The 15221-nt window shown below is 60.8% G+C and carries 16 protein-coding genes; 5 read left to right on the top strand and 11 right to left on the bottom strand.

The genetic code is table 11. The annotated features are described in order from the left end of the window. Positions 1-89 precede the first annotated feature (89 nt). Positions 90-2177: a M3 family metallopeptidase gene (locus AS026_RS29940; RefSeq protein WP_062374131.1), complete on the bottom strand. Its 2088-nt coding sequence runs from the start codon at positions 2175-2177 to the stop codon at positions 90-92. A 158-nt stretch (positions 2178-2335) separates the two neighbouring features. Beyond that, positions 2336-2977: a LysE family translocator gene (locus tag AS026_RS29935; protein WP_025658162.1), complete on the bottom strand. Its 642-nt coding sequence runs from the start codon at positions 2975-2977 to the stop codon at positions 2336-2338. 202 nt (positions 2978-3179) lie between these two features. On the opposite strand from AS026_RS29935, the gene AS026_RS29930 reads away from it, so the two are divergent. Further along, entirely contained in the window at positions 3180-4364 is a 1185-nt protein-coding gene (locus tag AS026_RS29930; protein ID WP_100248209.1) for a multidrug effflux MFS transporter, read from the top strand. A gap of 261 nt (positions 4365-4625) precedes the next feature. Here the strand turns inward: AS026_RS29930 and AS026_RS29925 are convergent, their stop codons facing one another. Further along, on the bottom strand, positions 4626-5849 hold the full coding sequence (locus AS026_RS29925) for an argininosuccinate synthase (RefSeq protein WP_062374265.1): 1224 nt from the start codon (positions 5847-5849) through the stop codon (positions 4626-4628). Positions 5850-6036: 187 nt separating this feature from the next. Here AS026_RS29925 and AS026_RS29920 point away from each other — a divergent pair, with 187 nt between their 5' ends. Together AS026_RS29920 and AS026_RS29915 are read left to right on the top strand one after the other, a co-directional pair. Continuing rightward, positions 6037-6891 (top strand): SDR family NAD(P)-dependent oxidoreductase, encoded by an 855-nt coding sequence (locus AS026_RS29920; protein ID WP_062374125.1) that lies wholly within the window; start codon positions 6037-6039, stop codon positions 6889-6891. An 81-nt stretch (positions 6892-6972) separates the two neighbouring features. Further along, positions 6973-7614, top strand: coding sequence for a LysE family translocator (locus tag AS026_RS29915; RefSeq protein ID WP_025658158.1), 642 nt, complete (start codon positions 6973-6975; stop codon positions 7612-7614). Positions 7615-7656: 42 nt separating this feature from the next. On the opposite strand, the gene AS026_RS29910 is transcribed toward AS026_RS29915, so the two are convergent. From AS026_RS29910 to AS026_RS29890, 5 genes are all read right to left on the bottom strand, one after another. Continuing rightward, the gene (locus AS026_RS29910; RefSeq protein ID WP_025658157.1) at positions 7657-8451 is read right to left on the bottom strand and encodes an ABC transporter ATP-binding protein; all 795 of its coding nucleotides are present in this window, start codon (positions 8449-8451) and stop codon (positions 7657-7659) included. Next, positions 8448-9329 carry an ABC transporter permease gene (locus AS026_RS29905; protein WP_016556625.1) on the bottom strand — a complete coding sequence of 294 codons (882 nt, stop codon included), beginning with the start codon at positions 9327-9329 and terminating at the stop codon, positions 8448-8450. The genes AS026_RS29910 and AS026_RS29905 overlap by 4 nt, the downstream gene beginning before the upstream one ends. Positions 9330-9451: 122 nt before the next feature. Then, the gene (locus AS026_RS29900) at positions 9452-10405 is read right to left on the bottom strand and encodes an ABC transporter substrate-binding protein (RefSeq protein WP_062374122.1); all 954 of its coding nucleotides are present in this window, start codon (positions 10403-10405) and stop codon (positions 9452-9454) included. A 94-nt stretch (positions 10406-10499) separates the two neighbouring features. Then, positions 10500-11732, bottom strand: coding sequence for a dual-specificity RNA methyltransferase RlmN (rlmN, locus tag AS026_RS29895; RefSeq protein WP_062374120.1), 1233 nt, complete (start codon positions 11730-11732; stop codon positions 10500-10502). 227 nt (positions 11733-11959) lie between these two features. Further along, positions 11960-12529 (bottom strand): invasion associated locus B family protein, encoded by a 570-nt coding sequence (locus AS026_RS29890; RefSeq protein WP_025658154.1) that lies wholly within the window; start codon positions 12527-12529, stop codon positions 11960-11962. 333 nt (positions 12530-12862) lie between these two features. On the opposite strand from AS026_RS29890, the gene AS026_RS29885 reads away from it, so the two are divergent. Then, a complete protein-coding gene (locus tag AS026_RS29885; RefSeq protein ID WP_025658153.1) occupies positions 12863-13423 on the top strand; it encodes a sigma-70 family RNA polymerase sigma factor in 561 nt (186 codons plus the stop codon). A 7-nt stretch (positions 13424-13430) separates the two neighbouring features. Here AS026_RS29885 and AS026_RS29880 read toward each other — a convergent pair whose 3' ends face one another. Continuing rightward, positions 13431-13820 carry a YkvA family protein gene (locus tag AS026_RS29880; protein ID WP_018855797.1) on the bottom strand — a complete coding sequence of 130 codons (390 nt, stop codon included), beginning with the start codon at positions 13818-13820 and terminating at the stop codon, positions 13431-13433. Between the two features lie 51 nt (positions 13821-13871). After that, positions 13872-14177: a 4a-hydroxytetrahydrobiopterin dehydratase gene (locus tag AS026_RS29875; RefSeq protein WP_062374116.1), complete on the bottom strand. Its 306-nt coding sequence runs from the start codon at positions 14175-14177 to the stop codon at positions 13872-13874. Positions 14178-14211: 34 nt separating this feature from the next. On the opposite strand from AS026_RS29875, the gene AS026_RS29870 reads away from it, so the two are divergent. After that, a complete protein-coding gene (locus AS026_RS29870; RefSeq protein ID WP_062374114.1) occupies positions 14212-14712 on the top strand; it encodes a low molecular weight protein-tyrosine-phosphatase in 501 nt (166 codons plus the stop codon). On the opposite strand, the gene thpR is transcribed toward AS026_RS29870, so the two are convergent. Then, complete coding sequence (gene thpR, locus AS026_RS29865; RefSeq protein ID WP_025658151.1) at positions 14619-15212, bottom strand: RNA 2',3'-cyclic phosphodiesterase; 594 nt, start codon at positions 15210-15212, stop codon at positions 14619-14621. The two genes, AS026_RS29870 and thpR, sit on opposite strands and share 94 nt — an antisense overlap. Positions 15213-15221: the final 9 nt, after the last annotated feature.

Here is a 15221-nt window from a genome sequence, read left to right as displayed (position 1 = left end):
CAGTGACAGTCATGTGACGACGAAATCAGATGTTCGTTATCGCCAATACTTTAGAATTTCCGCATTGACGATATCCAATACATCGCGTCTCAAGCATCGCTTCCGGACAGTTCTTCAAAGGTCGCGAGGCCCTTCTTGACCAGCATGGCATCCGGGCTCGGCAGCTTGCCGCGGAAGGCCTTGTAGGCATCTTCAGGGTCGATCGCGCCGCCGACGGAATAGATGTTGTCCTTGAGCTTGGCCGCCATCTCGCGATTGAAAGCGTCGCCCGTTTCCTCGAAGGCAGCAAAGGCATCCGCATCGAGAACTTCGGACCACATGTACGAATAGTAGCCGGCTGAATAACCGCCGGAGAAGATGTGCTGGAAGTGCGGTGAGGCATGCCGCATGACGATCGACTTCGGCATGCCGAGCTCAGACAGCACCTCTTTCTGCACAGCCATCGGATCCTCGACCTTGTCGCGGGTATGGAACGCCATATCGACAAGCGCGGACGAGGTGAATTCGACCGTATTGAAGCCGGAATTGAAGGTGCGTGCTGCCAGAACCTTGTCGAGCAGAGCCTGCGGCATAGGCTCACCGGTTTCGAAATGCACGGCATATTGCTTCAGGATCCCCGGCACCGTCAGCCAATGCTCGTAGAGCTGCGACGGCAGCTCGACGAAGTCGCGCGAAACGCCCGTGCCCGAAACCGAGGGGTAGGTGACGTTTGACAGCATTCCATGCAGCGCATGGCCGAACTCGTGGAACAGCGTGCGCGCATCGTCGAGCGACAGCAGCGCCGGCTTGCCTTCGGCGGGCTTGGCGAAATTGCAGACATTGTAGATGATTGGCAGTTCGCCGCTACGGCCATTCTTCAGCGGCAGCTTGTGCTGCGATTGGAACGAGCTCATCCAGGCACCCGAACGCTTGGAACTGCGGGCGAAGTAGTCGCCGAGGAAGAGTGCGACCAGCCTGTCTTCGCGATCGCGGATCTCGAACACGCGCGCATCGGGATGGTAGGCAGGGACACCCTTCTTCTCGACGGCGCGAATGCCGAACAACCGGCCAGCGACATCGAAGCAGGCGTCGATGATCTTCTCCAGCTGCAGGTAGGGCTTCAGCTCAGCCTCTGAGAAATTGAACCGCTGCGCCCGGATCTTCTCGGCATAGTGCCGCCAGTCCCAGGGCATGACGTCGTGGTTCTTGCCTTCATCAGCGATCAGCTTGGCGATGTCGGCTTCTTCCTCGCCGGCACGCTTGACGGCCTTTGCCCAAACCTCCCGAAGCAGATGGTTCACGGCGTCAGGCGTCTTCGCCATCGTATTGTCGAGCTTCAGTTCGGCGAAGTTGCCATAACCGAGGAGTTTTGCCACCTCGTCGCGAAGCGCAAGCGTGTCACGGATAATGCCGCGATTGTCAGTCGCGCCATCGTTTTCGCCGCGCGCAACCCAGGCCTTGAAAGCCTGCTCCCGCAAGTCCCGCCGCTCGGAGAAGGTGAGAAAAGGTTCGATGATCGAGCGTGACAGGGTCACGGCAAACTTGCCCTCTTCGCCACGCTCGCGCGCAGCCGCCGCCATCGCATCCTTCAGAAATTCCGGAATACCGTCGAGGTCCGCGCCGTCGGAAAGGATCAGCGCCCAGCTCTTCTCGTCGGCCAGCACGTTCTGGCCGAACTGGGTGCCAAGGCCGGCAAGCTTTTCATTCATGCCCGCGAGCTTCTCTTGCTCGGGCTTCGGCAGCTTCGCGCCCGATTTGACGAAGCCCTTCCAGTGCCGCTCCAGCACGCGCGTCTGTTCCAGCGTCAGGCCGAGGCTTTCGCGGGCTTCCCACAAGGTATCGATACGCGCAAACAGCGCCGCATTCATGCCGATCTTGGAATAGTGACGTGACATCTTCGGCGAGATGTCCCGTTCCAGCGTCTGGATCGTATCGTTGGTGTGAGCACCCGCCCGGTTCCAGAACAGAGCCGACACCCGCGACAGCGCATCGCCGGCGATCTCGAGAGCAACGACGGTATTCTCGAATGTCGGCGCCTCGGGGTTATCAGCGATCGCGTCGATCTCTTTCTCATGCGCGGCAAGTGCTGCGTCGAATGCCGGCGCGAAGTCGCCGTCATTGAGAGCATCGAAGCGCGGCAGGCCGTGGAGACCGTTCCATTCGACAAGCGCCGGGTTGAATTCTGATGTGGAAGGCATGCGAAGATCCTCTGTGGCAGGCAACTGAACAGGCAATATAGGGAGGCACGTTCGCAATTGGTATTGCCGATCGGACGCACGTCCCGCGCCCGACTGCGAAAAGTTCACGGCAAGAGAATCAACCAATCGCTAGGGATTGAAGCAATCCACGCGCGATCTCAGGCCTTCCGCCAACCGAGTAGGCCCGGCGTCGCATGCCAGAGTGCCTGCACGGCAAAACCCATGAACAGCACGCCGGAGCAACGGACGATCAGCCGCTCGTGCGAGCGATAGAAACGCCGCACCGTGCCGGCACCGATAATCGTGACCAGGATCATGTCGGCAACGATGAAGCCCAGGAACGAAACGGCGAGCAGGAGCGGCAACGTATGAAACTGCAATGCGCTCGCCGAGCCAGCAACAAGGGCAGTAAACGTCGCCAGTGCCACAGGATATCCCTTGGGATTGGTCACCCCGAAGATCAGGCCGCGACGGAACGGCCGCTCCACCACCATCAAGGCCCGCCCGTCACCCTTCGGCTTTGCCCGCACGGCATTCCAGCCGATCCAGGCAAGGTAGAAACCGCAGAGAAGACCGAGCGCGTCGAAGACAAAGGTGCCAATCGTCTTCGCCCCGATGATCGCGATCAACGCCAGCGATGCCCACAGTAGGTCGCCGACCAGGTGACCGCTAACGAACAAGGCGCCTGCCCGGCGCCCCTGCCCCGCGCCGATGCCGAGCAGCGCCAGGAAGGCAGGCCCTGGAATGAGCACGTAGAGAAGGGCTGCCAGAAAGGCGCCCGCGAGCAAGGATTGCGTCATCGAGAAACTCCGGAAAGGACAGCCGCAGCTTATGCGCCAATCGAAGGGCGTCAAGCCATGATGGCAACCCATGAGATTTTTGAATTGCCGGATCACGCAGCTTCCGACAGAAGAAAAGCCGCAGCCTTCGCGCTGACCGCGCAAGTCACTAGAACCGAGTACCCCTATGCCCCCATTCAGGATGAGCGAACGGCGAACGAGCATGCTCGGCGCGCTTCTCGCAACCATCGGCCCGATCTCGATGTCGATCTATACGCCGGCAATGCCGGAGCTCGTCCATGCGTTCCAGACATCCGACTCGGCGATCAAGCTGACGCTGTCAGTCTATTTCGCCGGCTTCTCGGTTGCGCAACTGCTTGCCGGTCCGCTCTCGGATGCTTTCGGCCGACGCGCGGCGACGCTGCTGTTCATCGGTATCTATGTGATCGGCAGCCTGCTTGCCGCCTTTGCGCCCGGCATCGAATGGCTGCTTGCCGGCCGGCTGATCCAGGGCATTGGTGCGTCTGTCGGGATTACGGTGGCGCGCGCCATCGTCCGTGACCAGTTCACCGGCACCGAAGCCTCCCGCATCATGAACCTGATCGGCATCATGATCGCCATCGGACCGGCGGCGGCGCCGACGATCGGCGGATTGGCACTCGCTGCCTTCGGCTGGCAGTCGGTCTTCTTCCTGCTGATCGGCTTCGGACTGCTGATCTGTTTTGGCGTGATCGTCTTCATGTTCGAGACGAGCGTGCCGGATCCGCGCCGCGCGCTCCCGGTTCCGCTGCTTCGCGCCTACCTGGAGCTTGCGCGCGAAAGTCGCTTTGTCTCCGCCTCGCTCGTCCTCGGCGGTTCGATCGGCGCACTCTACGCGCAGGCGACACTGCTGCCATTCATCCTCATCAAGGTCGTCGGTCTGTCGCCGACCGCCTTCGGCTTGGGCATGCTGATGCAGTCGGGTTCCTACTTCCTCGGATCCGTCTGCCTGCGCTACGCGGCGCCACGCTTGGGCGGCGACGGCTCCGTGCGCGTCGGGCTTGGCCTGCTCGGGCTCGCCGGCATCATGATCGCTCTGTCAGTCCATTTCGTCACGCCCTCCTATCTCTCGATCATGGGGCCGATCGCGTTCCTGGCCTTCGGACTGGCGTTCCTGACGCCGCATATGACGACCTCGGGCCTCTACCCCTTCCCGCATATCGCCGGCTCGGCATCCGCGATGATGGGCTTTATTCAGATGGGTGGTGGCTTTGCCGGCGGCGTCGCCGGTTCGCTGATCGGCATGCCGCTGCTCGCCTTCGGAACGGTGATCCCGATCATGTCGCTGATTTCGATCATGAGCTACGTCTGGTTCGTGCGCGCGTCGCGGCAGGCAGCAAAGCTCCCTCACGCCACGTCGTGCGAATGAAAAGTGTCCGCACGACGGGCCTTCAGACTGATGAGGACGTGTTCTTTTTTGCGGAACGATCGTTTTATCCGTCATGCCGGCCTTGAGCCGGCATCCAGCGGCACCGCGTCTGCGGTGCGAAAGGCCTGTTGCGCGAAAAGACTTGCGCGTGCTGGACCTCGGCTCGTCGGCCGGGGTGACGACGGGTGGGGCATAAGGCTTTGTCAACAAGCGGAAGGCCCGCACGAGGCGGGCCTTCGATCTCTTGCAAGCTGCTCGCGATCACTTCGAGAGATTGCGCTTGGCGAGCGTGCGCAGGCGCAGCGCGTTGAGCTTGATGAAGCCGGCTGCATCCTTCTGGTCGTAGGCGCCCTGGTCGTCCTCGAAAGTAACCAGCTTGTCGGAATAGAGCGACTTCGGGCTCTCGCGGCCAGTAACCATGACGTTGCCCTTGTAGAGCTTCAGCGTCACTTCGCCTTCGACATGCTCCTGGCTCTTGTCGATCAGCGCCTGCAGCATCTCGCGCTCCGGCGAGAACCAGAAGCCGTAGTAGATGAGCTCGGCGTAGCGCGGCATCAGCTCGTCCTTGAGGTGCGCGGCACCGCGGTCGAGCGTGATGGATTCGATGGCGCGGTGCGCGGCAAGCAGGATCGTGCCGCCGGGCGTCTCGTAAACGCCGCGCGACTTCATGCCGACGAAGCGGTTTTCCACGAGGTCGAGGCGACCGATGCCGTTGTCGCGACCGTAATTGTTGAGCGCTGCGAGCAGCGTTGCCGGGCTCATGCGTACGCCGTTGATCGAAACGGCATCACCCTTTTCGAAGCCGACCTTGATGGTGGTCGCCTTGTCAGGAGCCGCTTCCGGAGAAATCGTGCGCATGTGCACGTATTCAGGCGCTTCCTGTGCCGGATCTTCCAGAACCTTGCCCTCGGATGAGGAGTGCAACAGGTTGGCGTCGACGGAGAACGGCGCTTCGCCCTTCTTGTCCTTGGCAACCGGGATCTGGTGTGCTTCGGCAAAGGCCAGCAGATCGGTGCGGCTCTTGAACGACCAGTCGCGCCACGGTGCGATGATCTTGATATCGGGGTTCAACGCATAGGCGGAAAGTTCGAAACGAACCTGGTCGTTGCCCTTGCCCGTTGCACCATGCGCGATCGCATCGGCGCCGGTCTTGCGGGCAATGTCGATCAGGTGCTTGGAGATCAGCGGACGGGCGATCGAGGTGCCGAGCAGGTAGACGCCCTCATAGACGGCATTGGCGCGGAACATCGGGAACACGAAGTCTTTGACGAACTCTTCGCGCACGTCCTCGATGTAGATTTCCTTGATGCCGAGCATCTCGGCCTTCTTGCGGGCTGGCTCCAGCTCTTCGCCCTGGCCGAGGTCGGCGGTGAAGGTCACGACTTCTGCGCCGAGCTCGGTCTGCAGCCACTTCAGGATGATCGAGGTGTCGAGGCCGCCCGAATAGGCGAGGACGACTTTCTTTACGTCTTTGTGCGATGCCATGATGATGAGGTCCGTTGCAAAAGGGCGGCGGCAAGCCCGCCAAGCCCGGTATGGCTCGGCACTTTTAGCGAGATCGGCGCAGGACGCAAGGGCAACGGCGACCATGGGCAGCTCGGATAGTGTTTGACAGGCCGGAAGCGCAACCCATATCTGCCATCGTCCTGACAATGCTGAGGAGAGGCTGGCCGTGACAAGAATCCAAGACATCATCAAGAAATCCAATGTTGCCGTCATCACGGGCGGTGCCTCTGGCATCGGCCTAGCAGCGGCGAAGCACTTTGCCCGGGCGGGCATGAGCGTTGCCATTGCCGATCTCGGCGGCGACCGGCTGGCGGAGGCTGCGAAGGAACTGAAATCGATATCAGGCGAAGAGCATGTGCTCGCCGTCGAGACCGACGTAGCGCAAAAAGACTCTCTTGAAGCACTTGAACGGACGGTGATCCAGCGCTTCGGTCGCGTGCATGTCCTCATGAACAATGCCGGCATTGGGCCCGAGACGTCGATCTTCAGCGCCCAGGCCGATTGGGACAGCCTTCTCGGCGTCAACCTGCTGGGCGTCATCAACGGCACACGCACCTTCGGCCAGCACATGCTCGCGCATGGTGAACCGGGCCTGATCATCAACACCGGTTCCAAGCAGGGCATCACCACGCCGCCCGGCAACCCGGCCTACAATGTTTCGAAGGCCGGTGTGAAAGTGTTCACCGAAGCGCTCGAACATGAACTGCGCAATACCGAGGGCTCGAAGATCTCCGCTCATCTATTGATCCCCGGCTTCGTCTTTACTGGCCTCACCATGGGCGATCGCGCCGAAAAGCCGGCTGCCGCATGGACGCCGGAACAGACTGTCGATTTCATGATCAAAAGCCTGGAACGCGGCGACTTCTACATCCTCTGCCCCGACAACGACGTCGCCCGTCCCGTGGACGAACGCCGCATGGCCTGGGCGATGGGCGACATCATCGAGAACCGCCCACCGCTGTCGCGCTGGCACAAGGATTATGCCGACAAGTTCAAGGCCTATCTCGAACGCAAGGAATAGGTCGTATTAGAAGGTTTGATTAGACATTTTCTGAAAGCCGGATATGACGGCTAAGCTTTCATCCGGCTTTCAGAGTGTACCATGAGCTTCCTGCCCAGCTTTCCGACCCTTCTCGCCTTTGCAGCCGCGACCCTGCTGCTCGCTGCGACGCCCGGCCCCGACATGACGCTGTCCATCAGCCGCGCACTGGCGCAGGGCAAGAAGGCTGCGCTGTTCGTCGTTCTCGGTACGAGCCTCGGTATCGTCGTTCACACCATGCTGGTCGCCTTTGGCGTTTCGGCACTGATCACCGCGTCGCCGACAGCCTTCCTGATCCTGAAGACCGGAGGCGCTGCCTATCTCCTGTGGCTCGCCGTCCAGGCGATCCGCTTCGGCTCGAAGTTTTCGGTCAACAAGGTCGAAACGGCAAAGGGCACGCCGCTCGCCAACGTTTCCTCGGGCTTCTGGGTCAACCTCCTGAACCCGAAGGTCATTATCTTCTTCATGACGTTCCTGCCGCAGTTCGTCAGCGCCGGCGATCCGACGGTGACGCAGAAGCTGCTGTTTCTCGGCTTCTGCTTCATCCTGATCGGCATGCCTGTCAACGCGGCCGTGGTCTTCGCGGCCGACTGGCTCGCCGGCTGGCTGCAGACCAACAAGAAAGTATTGCGCGGCATGGACTTTACCTTCGCCGGTGTCTTCTCCGTCTTCGCGGCAAAAATCCTGCTGACGCAGGCGCGGTAAGCGATCGCCGGGAAGCTCTGGCTTCCCGGAAGCTGTCTATCCTCAGCCGATCAGCAGCGCGTCATCGTCCAGGGTCTGGCCGCGCATCTTGCGGAACATCGCGATCAGGTCTTCGACCTGCAGCGTCTTGCGGCTGTCGCCGCTGACGTCGAGAACGATCTCGCCACCATGCAGCATGATCGTCCGGTGACCATAATCGAGCGCCTGCCGCATGGAGTGCGTGACCATCAGCGTCGTCAGCTTGCGCTCCGAGACGATCTTCTGCGTGAGGCCCATGACGAACTCTGCCATGCCAGGGTCGAGCGCTGCCGTATGCTCGTCGAGCAGCAGCACTTCGGAGCCGGCAAGCGTCGCCATCACAAGCGACACCGCCTGACGCTGACCACCCGATAGCAGGTCCATGCGGTCCCGCATCCGATTCTCGAGACCGAGATTGAGCTCGGCAATCCGATCGCGGAAATGTTCGCGCCGCTTCGGACCGAGCGCTGATACGAGCCCGCGCCTTTCACCACGACGCGCCGCAAGCGCAAGATTTTCCTCGATCGACAGCGAGCCGCAGCTTCCCGTCAACGGATCCTGGAAGACACGGGCAACGAGGCCCGCGCGAGCGGCCGTCGATTTGCGCGTGACATCGTTATGGCCAATGAGAACCTGGCCTTCGCTCGCGAGAACATCACCGGCAAGAACGCCAAGCAGCGTCGATTTGCCGGCGCCGTTCGAACCGATAACGGTGACGAACGAACCTTCCTCGATGGTCAGGCTGACGCCGTTCAGCGCCTGTTTCTGCAGCGGCGTGCCCTTGCCGAAGACGACCTTGATGTCCTTGAGCGTGATCACGATGCGGCACCTCCGCGGCGAAGACGGGGAAGAATAAGCGCTATTGTAACCAGAACGGCCGTCACGAAATTAAGGTCCGACGCCTGCAGCCCGATGACATCGGTCGAGAGTGCCAGCTGGATGGCGATACGGTAGAGGATGGAGCCGAGCACGCAACCGACCAGCGCGATCAGCAGGCCACGACGACCGAGCAGCGTTTCGCCGATGATGACAGCCGCAAGACCGACGACGATCGTTCCAACGCCCGAAGTAACGTCCGCAAAACCGTTGGTTTGCGCGAAGAGCGCGCCACCGAAGGCAACCAGCGCATTCGAGATCGCCATGCCGAGATAGATCTGCCGGCTTGTGTCGACGCCCTGCGCGCGCGCCATGCGAGCATTCGCACCCGTCGCGCGCATCGCCAGACCCGAGTCGCTTTCAAGGAAGCGCCAAACGACGATCACGGCAACCACCACAAGAACGCCGACGAAGAGCGGTCGAACATAGAAATCCCGCAGGCCATGGCCGAAGAACGGGCTGATCATCGTATCCGCATTGATCAGCGCGACGTTGGGCTTGCCCATGACGCGCAGGTTGACCGAGAACAGCGCGATCATCGTCAGGATCGACGCAAGCAGGTTGAGGATCTTGAACCGCACATTGAGCATCGCGGTAACGAGACCTGCCGCAGCACCCGCGACCATGGCGATAAGCGCAGCAAGCCAGGCATTGACGCCAGCGATGATCAACACCGCCGTTACGGCAGCACCGAGAGGAAAGGAGCCGTCAACCGTCAGATCCGGAAAATCCAGCACACGAAATGCGAGGTAAACGCCGAGCGCCACGAAGGCATAAACCAGCCCCAGCTCCACGGCTCCCCAGAATGCGATCTGACTCAAGGCTCATGCCCTTTCTTCTGACTCCGTCCGCCTGTTACCGGACCCAAGTTTTTAATACCATCAGCCGCCCCCGCGTTAAACGGGAGCGGCTGGATGGCTGGTTTCTCCCAAATATGCTGCGATCAGTCGATCGTCTTCGTCGCGCGCTTCAAGACGCTTTCCGGAAGCGTGACGCCCATCTTGGCGGCTGCACCCTTGTTGACTACCAGGTCGCTGCCGGCAGCAACCTTCACCGGAATGTCGCCCGGGTTTTCACCCTTGAGGATGCGAACGACGATTTCGCCCGTCTGCTTGCCGACATCGTAGTAGTTGAAGCCGAGCGCCGCGACCGAGCCGCGCGAAACGGAATCGGTATCCGCCGTGAAGAGCGGCAGCTTGGCTTCCTCGGCAACGGCAACGGCGCCTTCGAGTGCCGAGATGATGGTGTTGTCGGTAGGAACGTAGATCGCATCGGCACGTCCGACGAGCGCGCGAGCAGCGCCCTGCACTTCGGCGGACTTGGTGGCGGCGGATTCGACAACCTTGAGACCGGCCTTCTCTGCTTCCGTCTTCAGGACTGCGAGCAGCGATACCGAGTTGGCTTCACCTGAGTTGTAGAGGTAGCCGATCGTCTTGGCGTTCGGCAGGATTTCCTTGATCAGCGCAACGTGCTCGGCAACCGGCGACATGTCGGACAGGCCGGTGACGTTGCCGCCGGGCTTGTCCATGTTCTTGACGAGCTGGGCGCCGAGTGGATCGGAAACGGCCGTGAAGACAACCGGAATGTCGCGCGTTGCGGAAACGACAGCTTGCGCTGATGGCGTGGAGATCGGAACGATAACGTTCGGGCCCTCGCCGGCGAACTGGCGGGCGATCTGCGCAGCCGTCGCCGGGTTGCCCTGGGCCGACTCGAACATGAACTTCAGGTTCTCGCCTTCCTTGTAGCCGGCGGCCGTCAGCACATCGAGGACACCCTTGCGTGCGGCGTCAAGCGCCGGATGCTCGACGATCGCCGTGACCGCGACGGTCACGTCTTCGGCCTTGGCAGGAAGGGTCAGGGCCAGCGTGGCCGCAACAGCAAACAGAATTGAACGCATTGGGTATCCTCCAGACATGATTTTGGCCCGCTTCTAGGAAAAGCAGGCCATGAAATCAATCATTAGAAAACACTGAACGGATCAAACTTGCTGATCAGTCGTCGGCGCCATGGTTGGCGATCATCATCGCCTCGAAGGCCAGCCGCTCGGTCTTGCGCATGCGCTCCGACTCCGACTTCAGCTGACCGCAGGCCGCGAGAATGTCGCGGCCGCGTGGCGTGCGGATCGGCGAGGCATAGCCGGCCGAATTGATGAAATCGGCGAACTTCTCGATCTGCGCCCAGTCGGAACACTGGTAGTTGGTGCCCGGCCACGGGTTGAACGGAATGAGGTTGATCTTCGCCGGCACGCCCTTTAGCAGCTGGACGAGGCCCTTGGCGTCCTCGAGGCTGTCGTTGACGTCCTTCAGCATCACATATTCGAAGGTGATGCGGCGGGCGTTCGACAGGCCGGGATACCTCCGGCACGCGTCGATCAGCTCCTTCAGCGGATATTTCTTGTTGATCGGCACGAGAATATCGCGCAGGTCGTCGCGCACGGCATGCAGTGAGATTGCGAGCATCACGCCGATCTCGTCGCCGGTGCGGAAAATCTCGGGCACGACGCCTGACGTCGACAGCGTCACGCGGCGCTTCGAGAGCGACAAGCCGTCGCCATCGGTGGCGATCAGCAACGCCTGTTTCACGGCGTCGAAATTGTAGAGCGGCTCGCCCATGCCCATCATCACAATGTTGCTGACCTTGCGGCCTTCCGCCGGCATGATGGTGCCCTGCGGCGCTTCACGGTCCGGGAAGTCGCCCAGCCGATCGCGAGCCAGCAGAAGCTGCGAGAGTATTTCCTCAGCCGTCAAATTCCGCACCAGACGCTGCGTTCCGGTATGACAGAAAGAGCAGGTCAACGTGCAGCCCACCTGGCTGGAGATGCAAAGCGTACCGCGACCCTCTTCCGGGATGTAGACGGCCTCGATCTCGACCGGTCGCCCCGCCCCGCGCGGCGGGAAACGCAGCAGCCACTTGCGGGTGCCATCGTTGGACACCTGCTCCTCGACGATATCAGGACGCGCGATGGTGAAATGCTGCTTCAGCATCTCGCGCATGTCCTTGGCGACATTCGTCATGTGATCAAAATCGGAGACGCCGCGCACGTAGATCCAGTTCCAGAGCTGGGCAACGCGCATCTTGATCTGCTTGTCCGGCACGCCCTTTTCGCGCAGCGCAGCACCCATCTCTTCGCGGCTCAAGCCGATCAGCGAGGGTTTCTGGCCGGCGTCGAGCTGCGGCAACACGCCGGCAGGCTTCGTAACAGTCATCGCATCCATGACGGACATAGTCTCTTATCCCGAATTCAGCATGCAATCGCCCCGGTAAGCCGGATGACTTGCGGGCACGACAGGCATGATGGCAGAAATTGAATGCGGACCGGGCGGCAAAGCCGCAATCTATCCGCTGTAGCGCGGGCCTTTAGCATCATTTTCGCCGCGCGTCACTATAGATGGAAACGACGAAGGCCGACACAAGGCCGGCCTCCTGAAATTTCGTCACCGTAACAGGAGGCTTACTTGCAGCCTTCAACCTGCTTTAATGCAGCAGAAATGCCGGACAGCGAGTAGCTGTAGGAGGTCGACGTGCCCTTGCGCGATGTCGCGTTGACCGTCATCGAATGGCCCCCCTTCATCGCCGCGACGAGCGCCGGCTCCTGAGCTGCGTTCTCGACCCAGCCGGCCTTGTCCTTGGTGAACATCACGAAGGTCTTGTTGTCGATCACGACATCGATCTTCGAGTTCTCCTTGACGGTGTAGCCCATCATTGCCTGCGGCTCGTAGGAAATGTTCTGGCCGGGGCGCTGAGAGACGATGAAGAAGTTGTCGCCGTGATCGATGCCGGCCGGCTTCTTTTCCGTGGGTACGGACAGAACGTAGCAGACAGTGTTCGCGCCGGACTTGTAGGAATAGGCGCCCCAAGCCTGGAACTGCTGGATCCGTGTCGGCGCTGTCGAAGCCGGAGTAGCCTGCGGCTGCGCTGCCTGTGGCTGCGCCGCGGGCTGCGACTTCTTGGTCTGAGCGGATGCAATGCCGGCGCCGGCGAGAACGAGGGAAATGGCGATTGCGGTACTTCTAAGAAACATGGATATCCTGCCGGTTCTTGCGATTCGAGCCCGAAGCGAACGGGCGGCGCATAATCACGATCTGCTTTATTTTGACTTAATTCAGGTTACCAAAGCGTCAACGGGGACTGCTAGAAGTCCCTGCCTGTTCCATTCTCACCCAAGTGTCAACATCGGACGCGGCGCCTCGCCCGTAATGAAGTGATGCCGCGTGCGCACACGGATCAACGTCACGGATGAATCTAAGACATAAAGATTCAGGCAAGAGTTTGACCTTTTCAGAAACCGTTGTACGTCAATAAGTATTAGAAATCCGCTGGAGAATTCGCTGAGCCAGGGGGCTTTAGGCCAGACATGGATGCCGAAGAGAAACAGCGCTTCGCCGCCCTCGCAAGGGCCGTTGCGGAACGCCGCGACCAGGAGGCATTCACCGTGCTGTTCGATTACTTCGCACCGCGCCTCAAATCGTGGTTGCTGCGCCAAAGAATGTCGAGCGGCGAGGCCGAGGAGCTTGTTCAGGAAGTGATGATCGTGCTCTGGCACAAAGCCGAGCTTTACGATCCAGCGCGATCCTCTCTGTCGACCTGGCTTTTTCGCATCGCCCGCAACCGTCGGATCGATCTCCAGCGCCGGGCCAAAGCGCGCACACTGGACCAGGCAGACCCTGCATTGCAGCCGGTCGCGGAAAGCGGCGCAGACGAGATCCTCGTAAACGACGATCGCGATGCCCATATTCGCGCCGCTGTCAGCCGACTCCCGGAAGAACAGCGGGAGATGCTCCGCGCCGCCTTCTTTCTCGGCCAATCCCATTCGCAAATCGCCGAGGCGACCGGCTTGCCGCTCGGGACGGTAAAATCCCGCATCCGGCTTGCCTTCGGAAAGCTCCGAAAGGTTCTGGAGGCCGAGGGCGCCTGAGGTAACGCTAGATCGTCTTCATGCCTTCAGGCTTATCGGCGAGCGCACGGTCCGCTGCTTCATAGTGCTTCGGTTTCAGATGCCTGCTGACCATGGCGAAGGCCGCGGAAAGGACCGCTACGTCATCCGAAAACCCGATCACGGCAAAAACATCAGGGATCATGTCAACAGGCATGACGAAATAGGCGAGTGCCGCCAGCAGAACGCCGCGCACCCTTGTCGGCGTCTGGGGATCCATCGCGCAGTAGAATGCAGCGACGACATCACGCGCGAACGGGATCTGCCGTACGGCCTTCTTGAAGGTCGGCCAGAATTTCTTGCGCACTGTCTCTTCGCGCCGGCTTTGCGTATCATCGTCGCCCGGCAGCAGGATCTCACCGAATTTGACGTCGTCCATTCCGATTGGTCCTCTCTTTCACGCGCACATATGGTGACGGCGGCACCGGATTCAATCAAGTCGGCGCGCCGCCGCCTTCTCCATCGCTGCCGCCAGCTTGAAATCGAGCTCCGTCAAGCCGCCGGCGTCATGGGTGTTAAGCTTTACATCGACGCGCGAATAGACGTTGAACCATTCGGGATGGTGATTGAGCCGTTCCGCAGCAAGTGCCGCTTCGGTCATGAAGCCGAACGCCTCAACGAAATTGCGAAACTTGAAGCTTCGCGATATCGCCGTGCCGGCAGCGTCGAGCGACCAGTCGTCAAGCTTGGCGAGCTCGGCAGCGATTGCTTGCCGTTCCAGTTTTTCCCGTTTCATGCGATTGTCCCTTCTCTTCCGTCATGGACCACAGATGAAACGCATTAGCATCCTGTTTGTTTGCATGGGCAATATCTGCCGCTCGCCTCTTGCCGAGGGGATCTTCTCGCACCTCGTCGATGTGGCCGGCTTTGCCGATCGTTTTGAGATCGACTCGGCCGGCACCGGCGGCTGGCACGAGGGCGAGCATCCGGATCGGCGCTCGATCGCAACTGCCAGAGGCCACGGGATCGACATTTCCCGGCAACGCGCCCGTCAGATCAGGATGAAGGATTTCAGCGGCTTCGACCTGATCCTCGCGATGGATCGCGCAAATGTCGCCGAACTGCATCGCATGAGCCCGGGAGCCGCAAATATCCGCCTGTTCGGCGATTTCGCTTTGGCAAGCGGCGAGGATATACCCGACCCCTATTTCGGCGACAGCGACGGCTTCGAACGCGTCTACGCCAGGCTCTTTGCCGGCTGCAGGAAGCTGCTCGAGACGCTGGGCACCGACAATGCCTCGTGGAGAGGGAAGATCTCCTCCGTCAAATAAGGCCCACCGCCGACCGATTCCCTTGACGACAGCAGAACGAAGCGCGGAACGGTGAAGGCCGAAGTCTGGAAGTTTCCACGCCCGGCGAGATAGTGCACGACATCGTCGACCCGCGACGACTTCAACCGCGCCAGCGTGACATGCGGCGTGAACTTGCGGGGATCAGGCGGCAATCCGATGCGCTGGCAGATCCGCTCGATTTCGGCCTGGAGGGCGTACATCTCGGGTGAAGACGAGACGCCGGCCCACACCGAATGCGGTTTTTTGGACCCGAATGCGCCGATACCATCGAGACGTATCTGGAATTCGGGCCGGTCGATGCGGTCGAGCCGATCGACAATTTCGTCTGCCGTGCGTCCATCGACATCGCCGATGAAGCGCAAAGTGATGTGGTAGTTTTCCACATCGATCCATCTTGCACCAGGGAGACCACCGCGCAGCAATGAGAGGCTCATCGCGGCATTGCGCGGAATTTCGAGGGCGGTAAACAGTCTCGGCATAACGAGCAC

Source organism: Rhizobium altiplani (assembly GCF_001542405.1).
Classification (GTDB): domain Bacteria; phylum Pseudomonadota; class Alphaproteobacteria; order Rhizobiales; family Rhizobiaceae; genus Rhizobium; species Rhizobium altiplani.
This window is presented reverse-complemented; position numbering and strand designations above follow the sequence as displayed.

Bases quoted from the DNA above. Each gene is read 5' to 3' on its own strand.
- AS026_RS29940 (WP_062374131.1), bottom strand. From the start codon at position 2,177: ATGCCTTCCACATCAGAATTCAACCCGGCGCTTGTCGAATGGAACGGT.
- AS026_RS29935 (WP_025658162.1), bottom strand. From the start codon at position 2,977: ATGACGCAATCCTTGCTCGCGGGCGCCTTTCTGGCAGCCCTTCTCTAC.
- AS026_RS29930 (WP_100248209.1), top strand. From the start codon at position 3,180: ATGCTCGGCGCGCTTCTCGCAACCATCGGCCCGATCTCGATGTCGATC.
- AS026_RS29925 (WP_062374265.1), bottom strand. From the start codon at position 5,849: ATGGCATCGCACAAAGACGTAAAGAAAGTCGTCCTCGCCTATTCGGGC.
- AS026_RS29915 (WP_025658158.1), top strand. From the start codon at position 6,973: ATGAGCTTCCTGCCCAGCTTTCCGACCCTTCTCGCCTTTGCAGCCGCG.
- AS026_RS29900 (WP_062374122.1), bottom strand. From the start codon at position 10,405: ATGCGTTCAATTCTGTTTGCTGTTGCGGCCACGCTGGCCCTGACCCTT.
- rlmN (WP_062374120.1), bottom strand. From the start codon at position 11,732: ATGTCCGTCATGGATGCGATGACTGTTACGAAGCCTGCCGGCGTGTTG.
- AS026_RS29890 (WP_025658154.1), bottom strand. From the start codon at position 12,529: ATGTTTCTTAGAAGTACCGCAATCGCCATTTCCCTCGTTCTCGCCGGC.
- AS026_RS29885 (WP_025658153.1), top strand. From the start codon at position 12,863: ATGGATGCCGAAGAGAAACAGCGCTTCGCCGCCCTCGCAAGGGCCGTT.
- AS026_RS29880 (WP_018855797.1), bottom strand. From the start codon at position 13,820: ATGGACGACGTCAAATTCGGTGAGATCCTGCTGCCGGGCGACGATGAT.
- AS026_RS29875 (WP_062374116.1), bottom strand. From the start codon at position 14,177: ATGAAACGGGAAAAACTGGAACGGCAAGCAATCGCTGCCGAGCTCGCC.
- AS026_RS29870 (WP_062374114.1), top strand. From the start codon at position 14,212: ATGAAACGCATTAGCATCCTGTTTGTTTGCATGGGCAATATCTGCCGC.
- thpR (WP_025658151.1), bottom strand. From the start codon at position 15,212: ATGCCGAGACTGTTTACCGCCCTCGAAATTCCGCGCAATGCCGCGATG.